Genomic DNA, 15,032 nt, shown 5'->3' with positions numbered 1-15,032 from the left:
GCTGCGGACGTGGAGAACGTGAGAAGCCGCGGATTGACGCGGGCGAGCGGCCGGTTCCGACCGGAGCTGTGCTCTACAACTCGTCGTCGTCTTCGTCCGGCTCCGAGATTTCGATGTCCGTCTCGTCGTCGTCGAACTCGAGGTCGGCGCTCGTCTCCGAGTCCTCCGCCGGTTCGGTCTCGTCCTCGTCGAACGGCGCCGTCTCGTCGACGGTGATCGTAACCGGCTCGACGTCCTCCTCGAAGGCCGGTTCCGGCTCTTCCTCGTCGCGGTCGAGGACGCGATCCAGCGTAAAGATCGTGTTCAGTTCCTGCTGGACCTGATCGACGACGCCGCCGACCAGTTCGCTCGGCTGGATCGCCGTGTACTCGTAGGGGTTGTTGCCGGCGCCCTCGCTCGCGCGCTTCTCGCGCGTGACCCGATCCTCCTCGTGGAGTTCCGCGAGGGCCTCGCGAACCGTGCTCGGGTAGAGACCGGTCCCCTTCGCGACCTCCTCGGAGGTGCTGCCCGGATTCGCGAGCAGGTAGACGTAGATCTTCGCCCGCGTCTCGGTGTCGAGGATCCACGACAGCAGGTCGACGATCCGCTGGTCGACCTCCTCGACCGTCGGGTTTCGCCCTCGCTCACCCGTCTCGGCGACGATATCGTCCTCGAGCGACCGGTGCTCCTCGCTCCCCTCGTCCCGGTGGTCGTCGGTATCGTTCGGTTCCATGTGTCCTCTTACCCGGGACAAAGTTTCGTGCGGGGTTAAACCTTTGCGGGGGTCGAACGAGCGGATTTTCGGCCGTCTCAGCGACGGTTCGTCGTTCATCGCCGTCGCGTCGGGCGACTCGAGTCGGCGCGTCGACCCGGTGGTGATCGGCGCACCCGACCCCCTCGCGGGCCGGCCCCGTTACTCTACCTTCACTTTCACCGCGGTAGCGTACACCTTTTAGCCCCCCCGCTAGTACAGGGAGGTGATGACGTCGTTCCAGTCGACACTCGGTGAGGAAGCCGGGATCGCCGAGGAGCTGGCCGAAAGCCAGCAAGCGATCTCGATCGCCGAGTTCTTCGAGAAGAACAAGCACATGCTCGGCTTCGACAGCGGCGCTCGAGGCCTCGTCACGGCCGTCAAGGAGGCCGTTGACAACGCACTCGACGCCGCCGAGGAAGCCGGTATTCTCCCCGATATCTACGTCGAAATTCAGGAGGAGGGCGACTACTACCGGCTAATCGTCGAAGACAACGGCCCCGGGCTGACCAAGGAATCGCTGCCGAAGGTCTTCGGGAAACTGCTCTACGGTTCTCGCTTCCACGCCCGCGAACAGTCCCGCGGCCAGCAGGGGATCGGGATCTCCGCAGCCGTCCTCTACGCACAACTGACCAGCGGGAAGCCGGCCAAGATCACGAGTCGAACGGAGGGCGCGAGCGAGGCCCAGTACTTCGAACTCATCGTCGACACCGACGAGAACGAACCCGAGATCAGCGTCGAGGAGACCACGACGTGGGACCGCCCCCACGGGACGCGCATCGAACTCGAGATGGAGGCCAACATGCGCGCCCGCCAGCAGCTTCACGACTACATCAAGCACACGGCGGTCGTCAACCCCCACGCCCGCCTCGAGCTGCGCGAGCCCAAGGCCCACTTCAAGTTCGAGCGCGCGACCGACCAGCTCCCCGAGGAGACCGAGGAGATCCGGCCCCACCCCCACGGGGTCGAACTCGGGACCGTCATGAAGATGCTGACGGCGACCGACTCCCAGACCGTCTCCGGCTTCCTCCAGGAGGAGTTTACCCGCGTCGGGAAGAAGACCGCCGACTCGATCATCGACGCCTTCCGCGACCGCCACTACGGCCGCGAGATGCGCTGGCGCCCGCCCGCCGTCCACGAGGAGATCGACCTCGAGGCCGCAGTCTCGGACGCCACGGCGAACAAGGGCGCCGACGCGACGGCCGCCTTCGCGGAAGCGATCGCCGACGCCGTCGACGATCGCGACCGGATCGCCCACCACGAACTGCTCGCGGTCGTCGAGGACGCCGCCGAGCAGGTCGAAGCCGAGCACGGAACGACGTTCGGCGACACCGTTCGCGAGAACGCCGTCGATGTCGTCTGGCGCACGCTCGTCGACGAACTGCCCGACGACGCTGACGAGGACGCCGCCGAGCAGACCCCGACCGACGAATCTCGTCTCGTCGCCGACCTCTACGAACTCGCCGACGAGGCCACGAGCACCCGCAAGGACGACGAGATCATCCAAGCCTTCGCCCAGCGACTCGCCGGCAAGTTCGCCGACGCCGCCGAGGAGGACATTCGCCACCGACACACCCGCTCGAGCGTTCGGGAGTTCGTCGACCGGGCCGCGGACCTCACCGAGGAGTACGACGAGGTCTCCTTCGGCGACACCGCCCGCGAAAACGTCGTCGAAGCCATCTGGGACGTCATGGCGACGGTGCCGGACGATCCGCCGCTCGTGCGCGAACTGAACGGCGACCGCGACGCCACGAGCGACCTCGTCGACGCGATGCGCGAGACCGACATCATGGCGCCGCCGACGCGGTGTCTCTCGCCGATCACGGCCGACCTGATCGAGGCCGGCCTCGAGAAGGAGTTCGACGCCGACTTCTACGCCTCGGCGAGCCGCGACGCCGAAGTGTCGGGCGGCGACCCGTTCGTCGTCGAGGCCGGCATCGCCTACGGCGGCGAGATCGAGAGCGAGGGCAGCGCCCAGGTGATGCGCTTTGCGAACCGCGTACCGCTCGTCTACCAGCGCGGCGCCTGTGCGACGACCGACGTCGTCAAGTCGATCGGCTGGCGCAACTACGGGCTCGACCAGCCCGGCGGCTCCGGCCTGCCCAACGGCCCCGCGGTGATCATGGTCCACGTCGCCTCGACGAACGTGCCCTTCACCAGCGAGTCCAAGGACGCCGTCGCGAACGTCCCCGAAATCGAGGACGAGATCGAACTCGCGATCCGCGAGGCGGCTCGCGATCTCAAGAGCTACATCAACAAGCGCCAGTCGATGCAGCAGCGCCGGAAGAAGCAGAACGTCCTCGGGAAGATCCTCCCCGAGATGGCCGAGAAGGTCGCCGAGGTGACCGGACGGGAGGAACCCGACATCGACGACGCGATCGCCCGGATCATGAACAACGTCCTCGTCGAGCGCCAAGTCAAAGAGAACGGCGACGGCCAGGAGATTTCGGTCGTCGTCGAGAACAACTCGAGCACGAACGAGAGCCTCGAGATCACGGACATCGTCTCGGCCGAACCCACCAACCTGCCCGACGACGCCACCGTCATCGAGATGGACGGCGAGTGGTTCGTCAAGTGGGAACCCGAGGTGTCGAGCGACGACGAGGCGGCACTCGAGTACGAAGTGCCCGACGGCGCGTCGTTCGATCTGGACGTGAAGGGTGTCGAAAGCGAGAAACTCACGGTGAACCAGTAACATGAGCGCAGACGACGACCAACAAGCACGAGAGCAGTTGATCGATCTCGCAGCGCAGTTCTACGACCAGTTCGAACTGGGCGAGATTCCCCACATGTCCGTCCCGACGCGGACGAAGAACAACATCGAGTACGACGAAGACGAGAAGGTTTGGGTCTACGGCGACCGGGAGTCGACCCGCTCGGCTAACTCGGTCCGGGGCGCCCGAAAGCTCCTGAAGGCCGTCTACACCATCGAGTTCCTCGCCGAACAGCTCGAGGAGGACCGCTCGTCGACCCTGCGTGAACTCTACTACCTCTCCGAGAGCTGGGACAACGAGGAGGCCCAGTTCAGCAGTCAGGACGAATCGAACAGCCTGGTCGAGGACTTAGAGATCGTCTCGGGCGTCACCCGCGAGGACTTCCACATGCGCCCCGAGGAATCGGGTGCGACGATCATGGGCCCGCTGCACCTGCGCGAGCAGACCCGCCGCGGCGAACGGGAGATCCACTGTCAGAAGGACGTCGGCGAGGGCGGCTACCAGATCCCGAACAACCCGGACACGATCGACTTCCTGGACTGCGACGCCGACTTCATCCTCGCGGTGGAGACCGGCGGTATGCGCGACCGGCTCGTCGAGAACGGCTTCGACGACGAGTACAACGCGCTGATCGTCCACCTCAAGGGCCAGCCCGCCCGGGCGACCCGCCGCATTACGAAGCGGCTCCACGACGAACTCGACCTGCCGGTCACCGTCTTTACGGACGGCGACCCGTGGTCGTACCGAATCTACGGCTCCGTCGCCTACGGGTCGATCAAGTCGGCCCACCTCTCGGAGTACCTCGCGACGCCCGAGGCGCAGTTCATCGGCATCCAGCCCGCCGACATCGTCGAGTACGAGCTTCCCACGGACCCGCTCTCGGACTCGGACATCAACGCCCTCGAGAGCGAACTCGAGGACCCGCGCTTCCAGACCGACTACTGGGAGGAACAGATCGAACTGCAACTCGAGATCGAGAAGAAGTCCGAACAGCAGTCGCTGGCCTCGCACGGCCTGGACTTCGTGACCGAGACGTACCTTCCGGAGCGACTCGACGCGATGGGGGTCCTCTAACGCTCGATCCGGCGCTTCAGATACGCTTCGAGTCCGAGATTCGGAGAGGCGATCGCCTCGAGAAAACAGCTTCTATCTGGTTCCCGTAACGCAGTCCGGATGATAGACGCCGAGACCGCTGGTGTCGCTCTCAGTTGCTTTGTATATCCGTTCGCCGCTGATCATCCCGCCACACGCATCACACGTCATCGGCGTTCCTACCCGCTCACGGTATTAAACGTGCTTGTGAGCACAGGTGTAGTAACAGCGCCGATACCACGGCTGTAGCACGTGAGTCTCGGCTATCGATTCGGCTGCGAGGGGAGCGAATAGTTAGATTAGTCGAGGTGCTCCGGTTCCGGCTCCGGCCCGGTGCCGCTCTCGGGCTCCGATTTTCGCCCCGCTCTCGAGGCATCGCCGCTCGAGGCGCCATCGACAGTCCCCCGTCCGGTGTGCCCCGTCTCGGTGCTGTGCGACGAGAATTCGGCGTTCGCACACCGCTGGCAGTAGTAGTTCCGGCCCGCCGATCCCGTCAGCGGGACGCCGAGCAGACAGAACTCCGAGCGGTAGGTCCGCTCGAGACCGCGGCCGACCGGCTCGGCACACGCCGAGCAGGGCCGGTCGTACGCGACGACGGACCGCTCCTCGACCGATCGGGTACGGCCGTTCGTCGCGAGCGAGTGGCGGCGCTCGAGTCGGCTGCGGACCGACGGGAGGACGCTTGCCCCCATGGCGATGAAGCCGAACGCGAGCGCGAGGAGTCCGAGTCCGAGCGCCGACGTTACTGATAGTTGGAGTCCGATCAGCGCGAGGATCACACCGGCGGTCCAGCAGACCGCAGCGGTCGCGCGCTCGAGCAGGTGTGAGGACTGTTCTTTCGTCTCCGGGTTTTCGGGCGGGCCGGCGCGCAGCACCATCCGCTCGGCGTCCTCGACGTACCGGTAGACACCGTAGAGGACGTTCCCGAGTCCCATCGTCCACCAGACGGTCAGCATGGCGACCACCAGGTGTTCGTCCGTATCGCCGAACGTGTGCCGGACCATCACCGCGTGGTCGCCGAAGTCGTGCTCGAGCTCCCAGCCGTCCCGGGTCGCCCTCGCGATGCGGGCCTCGAGTTGCTTGCGAGCCGTCGGGTCCACGTCTCGACTCGGACCCGAAGATTCAGTGGGTGACGATGGAGCGTCGCGGGCGTCTCGCCGGGTCGCGGATGTGGGTCCGCTCGAGCGGTCGCCGGCGTGCGAGCGGGTCTGCGAGAACTCGCCGACGGACGGGTGGCGGTTCTCGGTCCGACGTCGCGGCTGCGAGCGGGTGTCCGACGAGCGCTCGCGTCGCTCGATCGCCGTCCCGCAGTTCGGACAGTAGTTCATCGGCGGCTCGAGGGAGTGCCCGCAGTGCGAGCAGTACCGCGTCTCGGACCGTCCCCGGCGGTCGTCGGCCATACGTGACTCCACGCGGAGCGCGCCACTAACTCTTGGGACCGGTTACCGAACCGGACATATCGGTGCCGAATGCGGTTCTCGAGGACGTCACTCCGTTTCGCCCTCGCCGGTAGCACTGTCGAGCACGACGGGGACCCCGCGGTTCGCGACGTCGACGACGAACGCATCGGCGTCCGTCTCGATCGCATCGAACGTCTCGTAGTGAACCGGGAGCACGAGCCCCGGTCGCATTGCTGCGGCCAGGACCGCGGCCTCGCGGCGGTCCATCGTGTACGTCCCGCCGATCGGCGGCAGAAAGAGGTCGACGGCGAGGTCCTCGTGAAACGAGTGTGCGTCGGTGTCGCCGGGCCAGTAGGCCGTGACACCGTCGATGGTGACCCCGAAGCCGCAGCCCTCGCCCTCGCGGTGGTAGGGCTGGCCGTCCGCGTCGGTGTGCGGGCCGTCGGGCTCGTTGTGCGCCGGCGTCGTGAACAGATCGAGCGGCCCGAGGACGAACGATTCGTCGGCCCCGACGCGCTCGATGTCGTAGGGGAGCGTCTCGGGTCGGTCGTCGATTCCATCGATCGCATCGGCATCGATCGATTCGTGGACGAGGACCATCGCGTCCTCACGGGCAACCCGACGAATCGACGCCGGGTCGTAGTGGTCGCCGTTGGAGACGAGAACGAGGTCGCCATCTCGCGGCTCCCGTCCCTCGAGGACGCCGTACCGCTCCGGACCGGGATCGATGTAGACGACCGCGCCGGTCTCCCCTTCGAGACGGATGGTCGCGAGGCCGAGCCAGTCGACGGTTACCGCGCCGAATCGGACGGTCATTACTCTCGAGTTTCCCAACCAGTTCGATAAGCGTTCGGCTCCCCCGCGCCGGCGATCGGTCTCGCGAGTTCGGTCCCCCCGCTTGCAGACCAACGGGCAACCCCTACCCGTCCGTCGGGACTAGGGGCTAGCGACGAATACGATCAATCACCATATAACCAGAAGATATATATTGAGCATAACCGCTTAGTTTATAAGTAAGGCAAAACATTTATATGCGTTACGGTATTACTATACGTTAGCCGAGGCGACCGGGTTTCTTCTGGTTTCCCCACCCGGGAGCCCCGAGTAACCAACCCCATACACCATGTCCGATTCAAACATTCGTACCTATACGCGCGAGCGAGAGGCTGAGGAGGAAGAGACAGCAACGCGTTCGGAGGAGCAAGAGCAGTGTCCGGAGTGTGGCGGCCGGCTCGTTTCGGACACCGAGCACGCCGAGACGGTCTGTGAGGACTGTGGCCTCGTCGTCGAGGAAGACGAGATCGACCGCGGTCCCGAGTGGCGCGCCTTCGACGCCGCCGAGAAGGACGAGAAGTCCCGCGTCGGCGCCCCGACGACCAACATGATGCACGACCAGGGGCTCTCGACCAACATCGGCTGGCAGGACAAGGACGCCTACGGCAAGGCGCTCTCGAGTCGCCAGCGCCAGAAGATGCAGCGCCTGCGCACCTGGAACGAGCGGTTCCGCACCCGCGACTCCAAGGAGCGAAACCTGAAGCAGGCGCTGGGCGAAATCGACCGGATGGCCTCCGCGCTCGGGCTCCCCGAGAACGTCCGCGAGACCGCCAGCGTCATCTACCGCCGCGCACTCGAGGAGGACCTGCTGCCGGGTCGCTCGATCGAAGGCGTCGCGACGGCGTCGCTGTACGCCGCGGCCCGACAGGCCGGCACCCCGCGCAGCCTCGACGAAATCTCGGCGGTCAGCCGCGTCGACAAGATGGAACTCACCCGCACGTACCGGTACATCATCCGGGAACTCGGCCTCGAGGTACAGCCGGCCGATCCCGAGAGCTACGTGCCGCGGTTCGTCAGCGACCTCGATCTCTCCGACGAGACCGAGCGGATGGCCCGCGAACTGCTCGAGTCGGCCCGCAAGGCGGGCGTCCACAGCGGCAAGTCGCCGGTCGGCCTCGCGGCCGCCGGCGTCTACGCCGCGGCGCTGCTGACCAACGAGAAGGTCACCCAGAACGAGGTCAGCGAAGTCGCGAGCATCTCCGAGGTTACCATCCGCAACCGGTACAAGGAACTGCTCGAGGCCTCGGACACGGCGGCACCGGCCTAAAACGGCTTCAACGGCCGTCATCGGGCGGGTAACGACGGGTTGCTTTTTTCGACGTGGTGGCGTGTGACGCGACAACACTTTTGGCACTTGGTGTGCAATTGAATAACATGGACAAAACGACGGTGCAACTATTATGTCCAGAATGTACGAAAGACTGGCAGACTGCGCCCGGCGAACTCCCCGAATCGGCGGATATGTTCCACTGTCCGAACTGTCACGCTTCCCGGCGGATGGCCGAGTTCATGCGAACTGACCGCGATCTGCAGACGCTGAAGCAACTCGGGTAGGCACACTTTTCCAGTTCGAGGTCCGACTCGAGCGATCGTTCACCGCCGAATCCGCTGTAACCACCGCGTAAGAGCCGCCTACTGATAGCTCGCGACCACGGCACGGCTACGGGACGAGGGTAGGCAATCGTTTCTGGAGGCGGGCCACAACATATCGAACAAACAGATAATTATCCGGACCATTTAGCCGGATCGACCGCCGTCTGACCCGAATTCCGGTCGGCTAGCGGCCGTCTTCAAATCGTTAGAAACCGTTATGGTCAGAAAAACCTGTATAGGTCGCATGGTAACGCGACTCAAGATAATAATATAACCCTGCAGTGGATAGGACAGCATGGTTATGAAGAAGCAGGAGCTCATCCACCTTCACGGTCTTCTCGCGGAGGTATCGAACCAGTGTGCGGAATGGGACAACTGCGAGATCGACCTCGAGGAGTACGAATCGCTCGGTATTCGGCCCACATCGATCCACAAATCGAAGACTGATCACAAAGCTGCTGTTTTTGCGCTCGCCGGCGGCATCACGGCGAACATGCGTGAAGACGAACAGGAAGCAGTCGCGGCTACTGCCGACTGAATCTTCGGGAGCATCCTCCGATCGATCTCAGCTACTACTGACTGGCGAGACTGTCCGCCGCCAACGCGTAATAAAAAGTTCCTACCGGAACCGAATACGCTCGTAAGTGCTGCTTATTCGACCAGGTCTTCGAACTCGGGCAACACTTCGTCGTCTTCGTCGTCCGAGTCCTCGTCTGACGCCGCGTTCGCCTCGTTCGAATCGGAATCGGCGTCCGACTCGAGATCGAGGTCGTCGAGTTCGCCAGCGTCGGCGTCTGCGTCGTCTTCGCTCTCCTCGTCGAGCTCGTCCTCTTCTAACACTTCGACTTCCGTTACCTCGAGCGGAATGTTCTCGAGTCGCTGACCGATTTCCTTGCGCGCGATGCGCGAGGCGTGTTCCTCGCGCTCGACGTTGAAGACGGTCATCTCCAACTCGAGGGCGACGAGCGCCTCGTCCGCCGCGATGAACGCGGGCGGCAGTTCCTCCCCGGATGGGGAGGTGCGCTCGCCCATGTTTATCTCGACGTAGTTTAAGTCAGGGTTCAACATCTCTCCCGTCTTCGAGATGGCGATACGAATCGCCTCGTCTTCCGTCTCAACGTCGAACACCGGCACTGCAGCTTCGACGACAACCCTGCAGTTCATACCTAGACATTGTGTCGCCTACAGTATCAAGGTTCGCCTCCGGACCGTTCGAAACCACTCACTGCCTGACCGACCACGAGTGGTTGAGCCGATACCACGAGTGGTTGAACCCGGCTGTCTGCCTCGAAAACGGTTCATCCGACTTCGCCCCGGTTCGAAAGGCCCAAGCCGTCGCCCCCGAAGCCACGCACGAATGGAAACGGGAACGATCCCGCTCGCGGACCTCGCCGGCGGCCTGGACCTGTACCGAACCCTCGAGAGCGGCCAGACCTACCTCTGGCGCCGCGAGGACGGCGAAATGTACCGCACGGAACCCCCGGCTGGGACGTGGTACTCCACGGTCGTCGACGGCGACGTGATCCGCGTCCGCACCGTCGATGGCCACCTCGAGTGGGAGTCGACGACCGACGCCGAACCGACCGTGCGCCGGCTGCTGCGCCTCGAGGACGACCTCGAGGCGATCGTCGCTGCTGCACCGGACGACCCGCTGCTTGCGGAGGCCTACGAGACTCACCGCGGGATGCGACTCGTCGAGGATCCGGCCTTCGGCTGTCTGATCTCGTTCATCTGCTCGGCGCAGATGCGCGTCAGCCGCATCCACGGGATGGTCTCGACGCTGGCGCGGGAATACGGCACTCCGGTCGACTTCGACGGCCAGACCTACCACGCGTTTCCGACGCCCGAGCAGCTCGCGACGGCGACCGAAACCGAACTCCGCGAACTGGGACTCGGGTATCGCGCACCCTACGTCGTCCGGACGGCCGAGATGGTCGCCGACGGCGAAGCCCACCCGGCCGAGGCGCGCGACCTCGAGTACGAGGCCGCTCGCGACTACCTCTGTCAGTTCGTCGGCGTCGGAGACAAGGTCGCCGACTGCGTCCTCCTGTTCTCGCTGGGATTCGACGAGGCCGTGCCCCTGGATACCTGGATCAAGTCGGCGATCGAGGACTACTATCCGGACTGCGATCAGGGCTCCTACGCTGCAACTTCGCGGGCGATCCGCGAGCAACTCGGCGGGGAGTACGCAGGCTACGCCCAGACGTACATCTTCCACCACCTCCGGACCGGCGAGTAGCTCAGCGAGCGCCGTTGTCGCGCTCGCCTTCGTCGTAGTCAGCCCGTCCGGTCAGCCCCCAGTACGCCTGCGAGACGATCGTAACGGCGAAGACGACGACGAGCACGCCCGCGAGCGCGATTGCGGCGGTTCGGCCCAGCAGATAGAACGTGAAGCCGCTCGCGCCGATGACGAACAGGATCGAACCGGCGATCAACTCGAGCAGGTCTCGCAGGGATGCGCGGCTGCTCGAGACGTCCACGTATTCCTCCTCGAAGCGATCGATGATGCCCATGGTGATAGTGATTAGCAGAACTCCCCGAGCGTTCGCTGGTCGGGGTTCAGCGGCTGTTCCCGGTAGCCGTACTCGGTTGCGAGTGCGTCCGCGACGATGAGGGCGGTGTCGCCCCGGTCGAGGTGATTTCCGTCTCGGTGGCGGAGGGCCACTGCCTCCGTGGAGGGACCGGCGCTCCCGTTCGCTGTCGCTCGAGCGAGTTCGGGACTGCTCCGCGGGCCGGCGCCGACGAACGGGATTTTTGCCGCTCGCACTCGAGCCATCACGTATGACGGATCGAACCCGCGCACACGTCTTCGTTTCTGGGACGGTACAGGGCGTCTATTACCGCGCGACCACCCGCGATACGGCCCGCGACGAGGGCGTCGACGGCTGGGTGAAGAACCTCGAGGACGGCCGCGTCGAAGCGGTCTTCGAGGGCCCGGAGGACGCCGTCGACGCGATGCTCGAGTTCTGTCACGAGGGCAGCCCCGCGGCCGAGGTCGAGGACGTCGAAGTCGAGTACGAAGACCCGCAGGGCGAAGACGGGTTCGAGATTCGGTACTGAGCGTCGCGTCGGAGCGGTTTCCCCGCACGAGCCGCCCTGAAGCGCGACGCAGCGTCGAATGAGCCGGAAACGCGTTTCATTCGGAAGTAATCGCGTTTTACTGGCCCGATTTAGTCGAGTTCAGGCCTCGACGCGATCGCGGTACTCCTCGAGCCACGGCGGCTCCTCGGTGTAGCGCCACTCGGCCCAGTCAACCTTTTCGCCGGCGTAGTAGGCGCGGTAGGCGGCGACGGGATCGCCGGGCTCCTTGTACTCGTCGGGCATCGCCTGCGGGCGCGGCGTCGGCTCCGCGCTCGGGAACGAGATCTCGTCGGGCTCGATCAGTTGGATCACCCGCCAGCTTGCGTGGTCGTCGTCTTTCTCGTAGCGCTCGACGAACTCCGCGTTGAGCGCCTCGGCGTGGTCGCGCAGGCGCAGCCAGTTGGCCCGCGACTCGGTCGCCCACTTCGTGACGGGGTGGTCGACGTGGGTCGGCCGATAGAGAAACTCCCGCTCGTAGCCGTTCTCGCGGGCCGCCGTAGACAGTACCTGTGCGGCCTCGACGAGCAGCTTGTTGACGTGCTGATCGCAGTGATACCGGGCGGCGAGCCGCGGATCCTCGTCGAGCCAGAAGACGTTCACACCGGTACTAGAGACTCGAGGACAATGGGTGCGACACCTAATCTGTTTGGGTCGTCGGTCGCACATCGGCGGTATTCGGGCGGTCCGCAACGTTGAACGGTCGGCCCGTCGAAGCCTCGGACATGATCACGGGAGAGCGGATGGCCGCCGTCGACGAGAACGCCGCGGCGCTGGGCGTGCCGCGAAAGCAGTTGATGGAGTCGAGCGGACACGCCGTCGCCCGCGCGGTCCGCGAGGTCGCGGAGCCGGGTACGAGCGTGGCGATCGTCGCCGGCCGCGGGAACAACGGCGGGGACGCGTTCGTCGCCGCCCGGTTCCTCGACGAATACGACGTCACCACCCTGCTGCTCGGCCGCGCCGAAACCATCGGCACCGAAATCGCCTGCGAGAACTGGGACGCGCTCCAGCGGGCCGACTACGACACTCGCGAAGTCACGGACTCGAGCGCGTTCGACCTACCGGACTGCGACGCCGTCGTCGACGCCATGTTGGGGACGGGGATCAGCGGCGACCTCCGCGAGCCCGCCGCGACAGCCGCCGCGGCGATCAACGACGCCGACGCGACCGTCGTCTCGGTCGACGTTCCCTCCGGCTTCGACGCCGACGCGGGCGACCACGCCGATAACGGCGTCGAGGCGGATCGCGTCGTCACCTTCCACGACACGAAGCCCGGTCTCGAGGAACTCGAGGCCGACGTGACGGTCGCCGACATCGGCATCCCCGACGCGGCGGAGCGGTTCGTCGGCCCCGGCGACGTCGACCTCGCGCGTCCCGACGGCCGCGAGGGGCGGCCCAACGTCATCGGCGGCGGGCCCTACACCGGCGCGCCCGCGCTGGCCGCTCAGGCCGCGCTCCGGGCCGGAGCCGAACTTTCCTTCGTCGCCGCACCCGACACCGTCGCGGGCGAGATTCAGGGGTACAGCGAGGACCTCATCGTCCAGCCCTACGAGGAGGACGTTCTCACGCCCGAGCGGGCCGAGGCGCTCCTCGAGCGCGTCGAGGGCTACGATACGCCCGTCGTCCTCGGGCCCGGCCTCGGCACCGCCGACGAGACGCTCGCGGCCGTCCGGCGGTTCCTCGAGTCCTATACGGGAACCGCAGTAGTCGACGCGGACGCCCTGCAGGTCGTCCCCGAGGTCGAAACGGACGCGACGCTGGTCTGTACGCCCAACCGCGGCGAACTCGCGAGGATGGGTGGCCCCGACACCGACGACCTCGCCGCGGTCGCGGACGAGATCGAGGCCTTCGCGGCCGACCTCGGGCACGTCGTCCTCGCGAAGGGCGCGAACGACGTGATTACGGACGGCGAGCGAACCCGGATCAGCCGGTCGGGCACAGTCGGCATGAAAGTCGGCGGCACCGGCGACACGCTCGCCGGGATCGTCGCAGCCTTACTCGAGCACGCCGAGCCCCTCGACGCCGCTGCTGCAGCGGCCCACGTCAACGGGCTGGCCGGCGAGCGACTCGCCGAGTGCGACGAGCACGGGTTCCTCGCCTCCGAACTGCTCGCGGAAATTCCCACGGTTCTGTGGGACGGAGGTGAGGACGATGTCTGATGACCCGACGCCGGCCGAGGGTTCGAATCCGGATCCGCGGGCCGACGCGTCCGAGACCGACTCGAAGGACCTCACCCACACCACCGACGAGGGCGACGTCCAGATGGTCGACGTCGGGGACAAACCCGACAGCGAGCGCCGGGCCGTCGCCGCCGGCGAGATCCGCCTGCAGCCGTCGACCGTCGACGCCATCCGCGACGACGAGATCGGCAAGGGCGACGTGCTCGCGACCGCCCGCGTCGGCGCCGTCCAGGCCGTCAAACACACCTGGGAGACGATCCCGATGTGCCACCAGATCCCGATCACGAACGTCGAGACCGACTTCGAACTCGGCGACGACCGGGTCGAACTCGAGGTCGCCGTCGAGACGACCGGCAAGACGGGCTGCGAGATGGAGGCCCTCGAGGGCGTCACGACGGGCCTGAACGTCGTCTGGGACATGGTCAAGGCCGTCGAGAAGGACGCGGACGGGCAGTATCCCGAGACGGGCATCGAGAACGTGCGGGTGCTGCAGAAGGACAAGCGGACGCTCGAGTAGGGGACGGCGGTCGTTACCGTTGCCCTCGAGCGTTCAGGCCGCCTCGCGCTCGGCTTCGATCCGGTCGACGTACGCGGCCGCGACTTTCTCGACGATCCGTTCGCCGGCTTCGGCGGTCGCCTCGCGGGGGTCGCCGAGCACGCCGTTTTCGGTGATCGACTTGAACCCCTCGCTGAGCAACCGTGCGGGAGAGACGTCACCCTCGTGGCCAGGCTCGAGGGCGTCGGTTCGGACGAGCCCCTCGTCGATCGCCAACACGATCGACGTTTCGGCGGCTCCCGCGTGAATGACGTCCTGATCGTACTCGATCCCTGCCTCGGACAGCCCCTCGTTCAGGAGCCGCATGTGCTCGTCGAGGTCGGCCAGCGAGATCACGGTCGCGTCGATCTCCCGCCCGATATCCGGCGTGACGGTGTTAACGGGGGCGAAGTTCCCGCCGTGCGTGGGAACGAGCGCGACGTACTCGAAGCCGTGTTCGTCTAGCGAGCGACAGTACGAGCGAATCACGTCCATCAGCGTCTCCGGCGGGACCGTGATCGTTCCGGGAAACTCCATGTGGTGGCCCGAACAACCGGGGCGTATCGTCGGCGCCGCGAGCGCGTCGCCGAGCTCCCGCGCGATACGGCCGGCGAGTTCGTCGCCGTCGAGCGTGTCCATCCCTAACGGGAGGTGCGGACCGTGCTGTTCGATCGATCCGACGGCGACGATCGCCGTCCGCGTTCCGTTCTCGAGCGCCGTTTCGACTTCCGGCCACGTCAACTCCTCGAGGCGAAGCGACCGCTGAGAAGACATACGCACACTCGGTGAGACGCGGTTAAAAATATGATACTCGGTTGACTTTTATTAGCAGGATAGCGATGGCGACCCCAACGAATACGTGTTACTCGGCCAATG

General features: G+C 65.6%; 17 protein-coding genes. 9 read left to right on the top strand and 8 right to left on the bottom strand.

The annotated features are described in order from the left end of the window. Positions 1-73: 73 nt before the first annotated feature. Positions 74-712 carry a helix-turn-helix domain-containing protein gene (locus ATJ93_RS03180; RefSeq protein ID WP_120243172.1) on the bottom strand — a complete coding sequence of 213 codons (639 nt, stop codon included), beginning with the start codon at positions 710-712 and terminating at the stop codon, positions 74-76. A gap of 247 nt (positions 713-959) precedes the next feature. On the opposite strand from ATJ93_RS03180, the gene ATJ93_RS03170 reads away from it, so the two are divergent. Together ATJ93_RS03170 and ATJ93_RS03165 are read left to right on the top strand one after the other, a co-directional pair. Continuing rightward, a complete protein-coding gene (locus ATJ93_RS03170) occupies positions 960-3,425 on the top strand; it encodes a DNA topoisomerase VI subunit B (RefSeq protein WP_120243170.1) in 2,466 nt (821 codons plus the stop codon). 1 nt (position 3,426) lies between these two features. Next, the gene (locus ATJ93_RS03165; protein WP_120243169.1) at positions 3,427-4,518 is read left to right on the top strand and encodes a DNA topoisomerase IV subunit A; all 1,092 of its coding nucleotides are present in this window, start codon (positions 3,427-3,429) and stop codon (positions 4,516-4,518) included. A 317-nt stretch (positions 4,519-4,835) separates the two neighbouring features. Here the strand turns inward: ATJ93_RS03165 and ATJ93_RS03160 are convergent, their stop codons facing one another. Further along, entirely contained in the window at positions 4,836-5,936 is a 1,101-nt protein-coding gene (locus ATJ93_RS03160) for a zinc ribbon domain-containing protein (RefSeq protein ID WP_120243168.1), read from the bottom strand. Positions 5,937-6,023: 87 nt separating this feature from the next. Continuing rightward, positions 6,024-6,752 carry an MBL fold metallo-hydrolase gene (locus tag ATJ93_RS03155; RefSeq protein ID WP_120243167.1) on the bottom strand — a complete coding sequence of 243 codons (729 nt, stop codon included), beginning with the start codon at positions 6,750-6,752 and terminating at the stop codon, positions 6,024-6,026. A gap of 307 nt (positions 6,753-7,059) precedes the next feature. Here ATJ93_RS03155 and ATJ93_RS03150 point away from each other — a divergent pair, with 307 nt between their 5' ends. The 3 genes from ATJ93_RS03150 (at position 7,060) to ATJ93_RS03140 (ending at position 8,901) form a co-directional block, all read left to right on the top strand. Further along, entirely contained in the window at positions 7,060-8,037 is a 978-nt protein-coding gene (locus ATJ93_RS03150) for a transcription initiation factor IIB (protein ID WP_120243166.1), read from the top strand. Between the two features lie 107 nt (positions 8,038-8,144). Next, positions 8,145-8,324: a DUF7836 family putative zinc-binding protein gene (locus ATJ93_RS03145; protein WP_120243165.1), complete on the top strand. Its 180-nt coding sequence runs from the start codon at positions 8,145-8,147 to the stop codon at positions 8,322-8,324. Positions 8,325-8,664: 340 nt separating this feature from the next. After that, entirely contained in the window at positions 8,665-8,901 is a 237-nt protein-coding gene (locus ATJ93_RS03140) for a UPF0058 family protein (protein ID WP_049895280.1), read from the top strand. Between the two features lie 113 nt (positions 8,902-9,014). Here ATJ93_RS03140 and ATJ93_RS03135 read toward each other — a convergent pair whose 3' ends face one another. After that, complete coding sequence (locus ATJ93_RS03135; RefSeq protein ID WP_120243164.1) at positions 9,015-9,527, bottom strand: DUF555 domain-containing protein; 513 nt, start codon at positions 9,525-9,527, stop codon at positions 9,015-9,017. Between the two features lie 193 nt (positions 9,528-9,720). Between ATJ93_RS03135 and ATJ93_RS03130 the strand changes: the two genes are divergently transcribed. Then, positions 9,721-10,602, top strand: coding sequence for a DNA-3-methyladenine glycosylase family protein (locus tag ATJ93_RS03130; protein ID WP_120243163.1), 882 nt, complete (start codon positions 9,721-9,723; stop codon positions 10,600-10,602). A gap of 1 nt (position 10,603) precedes the next feature. Here ATJ93_RS03130 and ATJ93_RS03125 read toward each other — a convergent pair whose 3' ends face one another. Both ATJ93_RS03125 and ATJ93_RS03120 read right to left on the bottom strand, forming a co-directional pair. Continuing rightward, the gene (locus ATJ93_RS03125) at positions 10,604-10,876 is read right to left on the bottom strand and encodes a hypothetical protein (RefSeq protein WP_120243162.1); all 273 of its coding nucleotides are present in this window, start codon (positions 10,874-10,876) and stop codon (positions 10,604-10,606) included. An 11-nt stretch (positions 10,877-10,887) separates the two neighbouring features. Further along, entirely contained in the window at positions 10,888-11,139 is a 252-nt protein-coding gene (locus tag ATJ93_RS03120) for a hypothetical protein (RefSeq protein ID WP_120243161.1), read from the bottom strand. 5 nt (positions 11,140-11,144) lie between these two features. On the opposite strand from ATJ93_RS03120, the gene ATJ93_RS03115 reads away from it, so the two are divergent. Next, positions 11,145-11,423 carry an acylphosphatase gene (locus tag ATJ93_RS03115; protein WP_120243160.1) on the top strand — a complete coding sequence of 93 codons (279 nt, stop codon included), beginning with the start codon at positions 11,145-11,147 and terminating at the stop codon, positions 11,421-11,423. A gap of 120 nt (positions 11,424-11,543) precedes the next feature. Here ATJ93_RS03115 and ATJ93_RS03110 read toward each other — a convergent pair whose 3' ends face one another. Then, positions 11,544-12,044 (bottom strand): hypothetical protein, encoded by a 501-nt coding sequence (locus ATJ93_RS03110; RefSeq protein ID WP_120243159.1) that lies wholly within the window; start codon positions 12,042-12,044, stop codon positions 11,544-11,546. Positions 12,045-12,166: 122 nt separating this feature from the next. Here ATJ93_RS03110 and ATJ93_RS03105 point away from each other — a divergent pair, with 122 nt between their 5' ends. Both ATJ93_RS03105 and moaC read left to right on the top strand, forming a co-directional pair. Continuing rightward, a complete protein-coding gene (locus ATJ93_RS03105; RefSeq protein WP_120243158.1) occupies positions 12,167-13,600 on the top strand; it encodes an NAD(P)H-hydrate dehydratase in 1,434 nt (477 codons plus the stop codon). Further along, positions 13,593-14,138 (top strand): cyclic pyranopterin monophosphate synthase MoaC, encoded by a 546-nt coding sequence (gene moaC, locus ATJ93_RS03100; RefSeq protein ID WP_120243157.1) that lies wholly within the window; start codon positions 13,593-13,595, stop codon positions 14,136-14,138. The genes ATJ93_RS03105 and moaC overlap by 8 nt, the downstream gene beginning before the upstream one ends. Positions 14,139-14,171: 33 nt before the next feature. Here moaC and ATJ93_RS03095 read toward each other — a convergent pair whose 3' ends face one another. Beyond that, positions 14,172-14,930 (bottom strand): creatininase family protein, encoded by a 759-nt coding sequence (locus ATJ93_RS03095; protein WP_120243156.1) that lies wholly within the window; start codon positions 14,928-14,930, stop codon positions 14,172-14,174. Between the last annotated feature and the right edge of the window lie 102 nt (positions 14,931-15,032).

Source organism: Halopiger aswanensis (assembly GCF_003610195.1).
GTDB classification, from domain to species: domain Archaea; phylum Halobacteriota; class Halobacteria; order Halobacteriales; family Natrialbaceae; genus Halopiger; species Halopiger aswanensis.
This window is presented reverse-complemented; position numbering and strand designations above follow the sequence as displayed.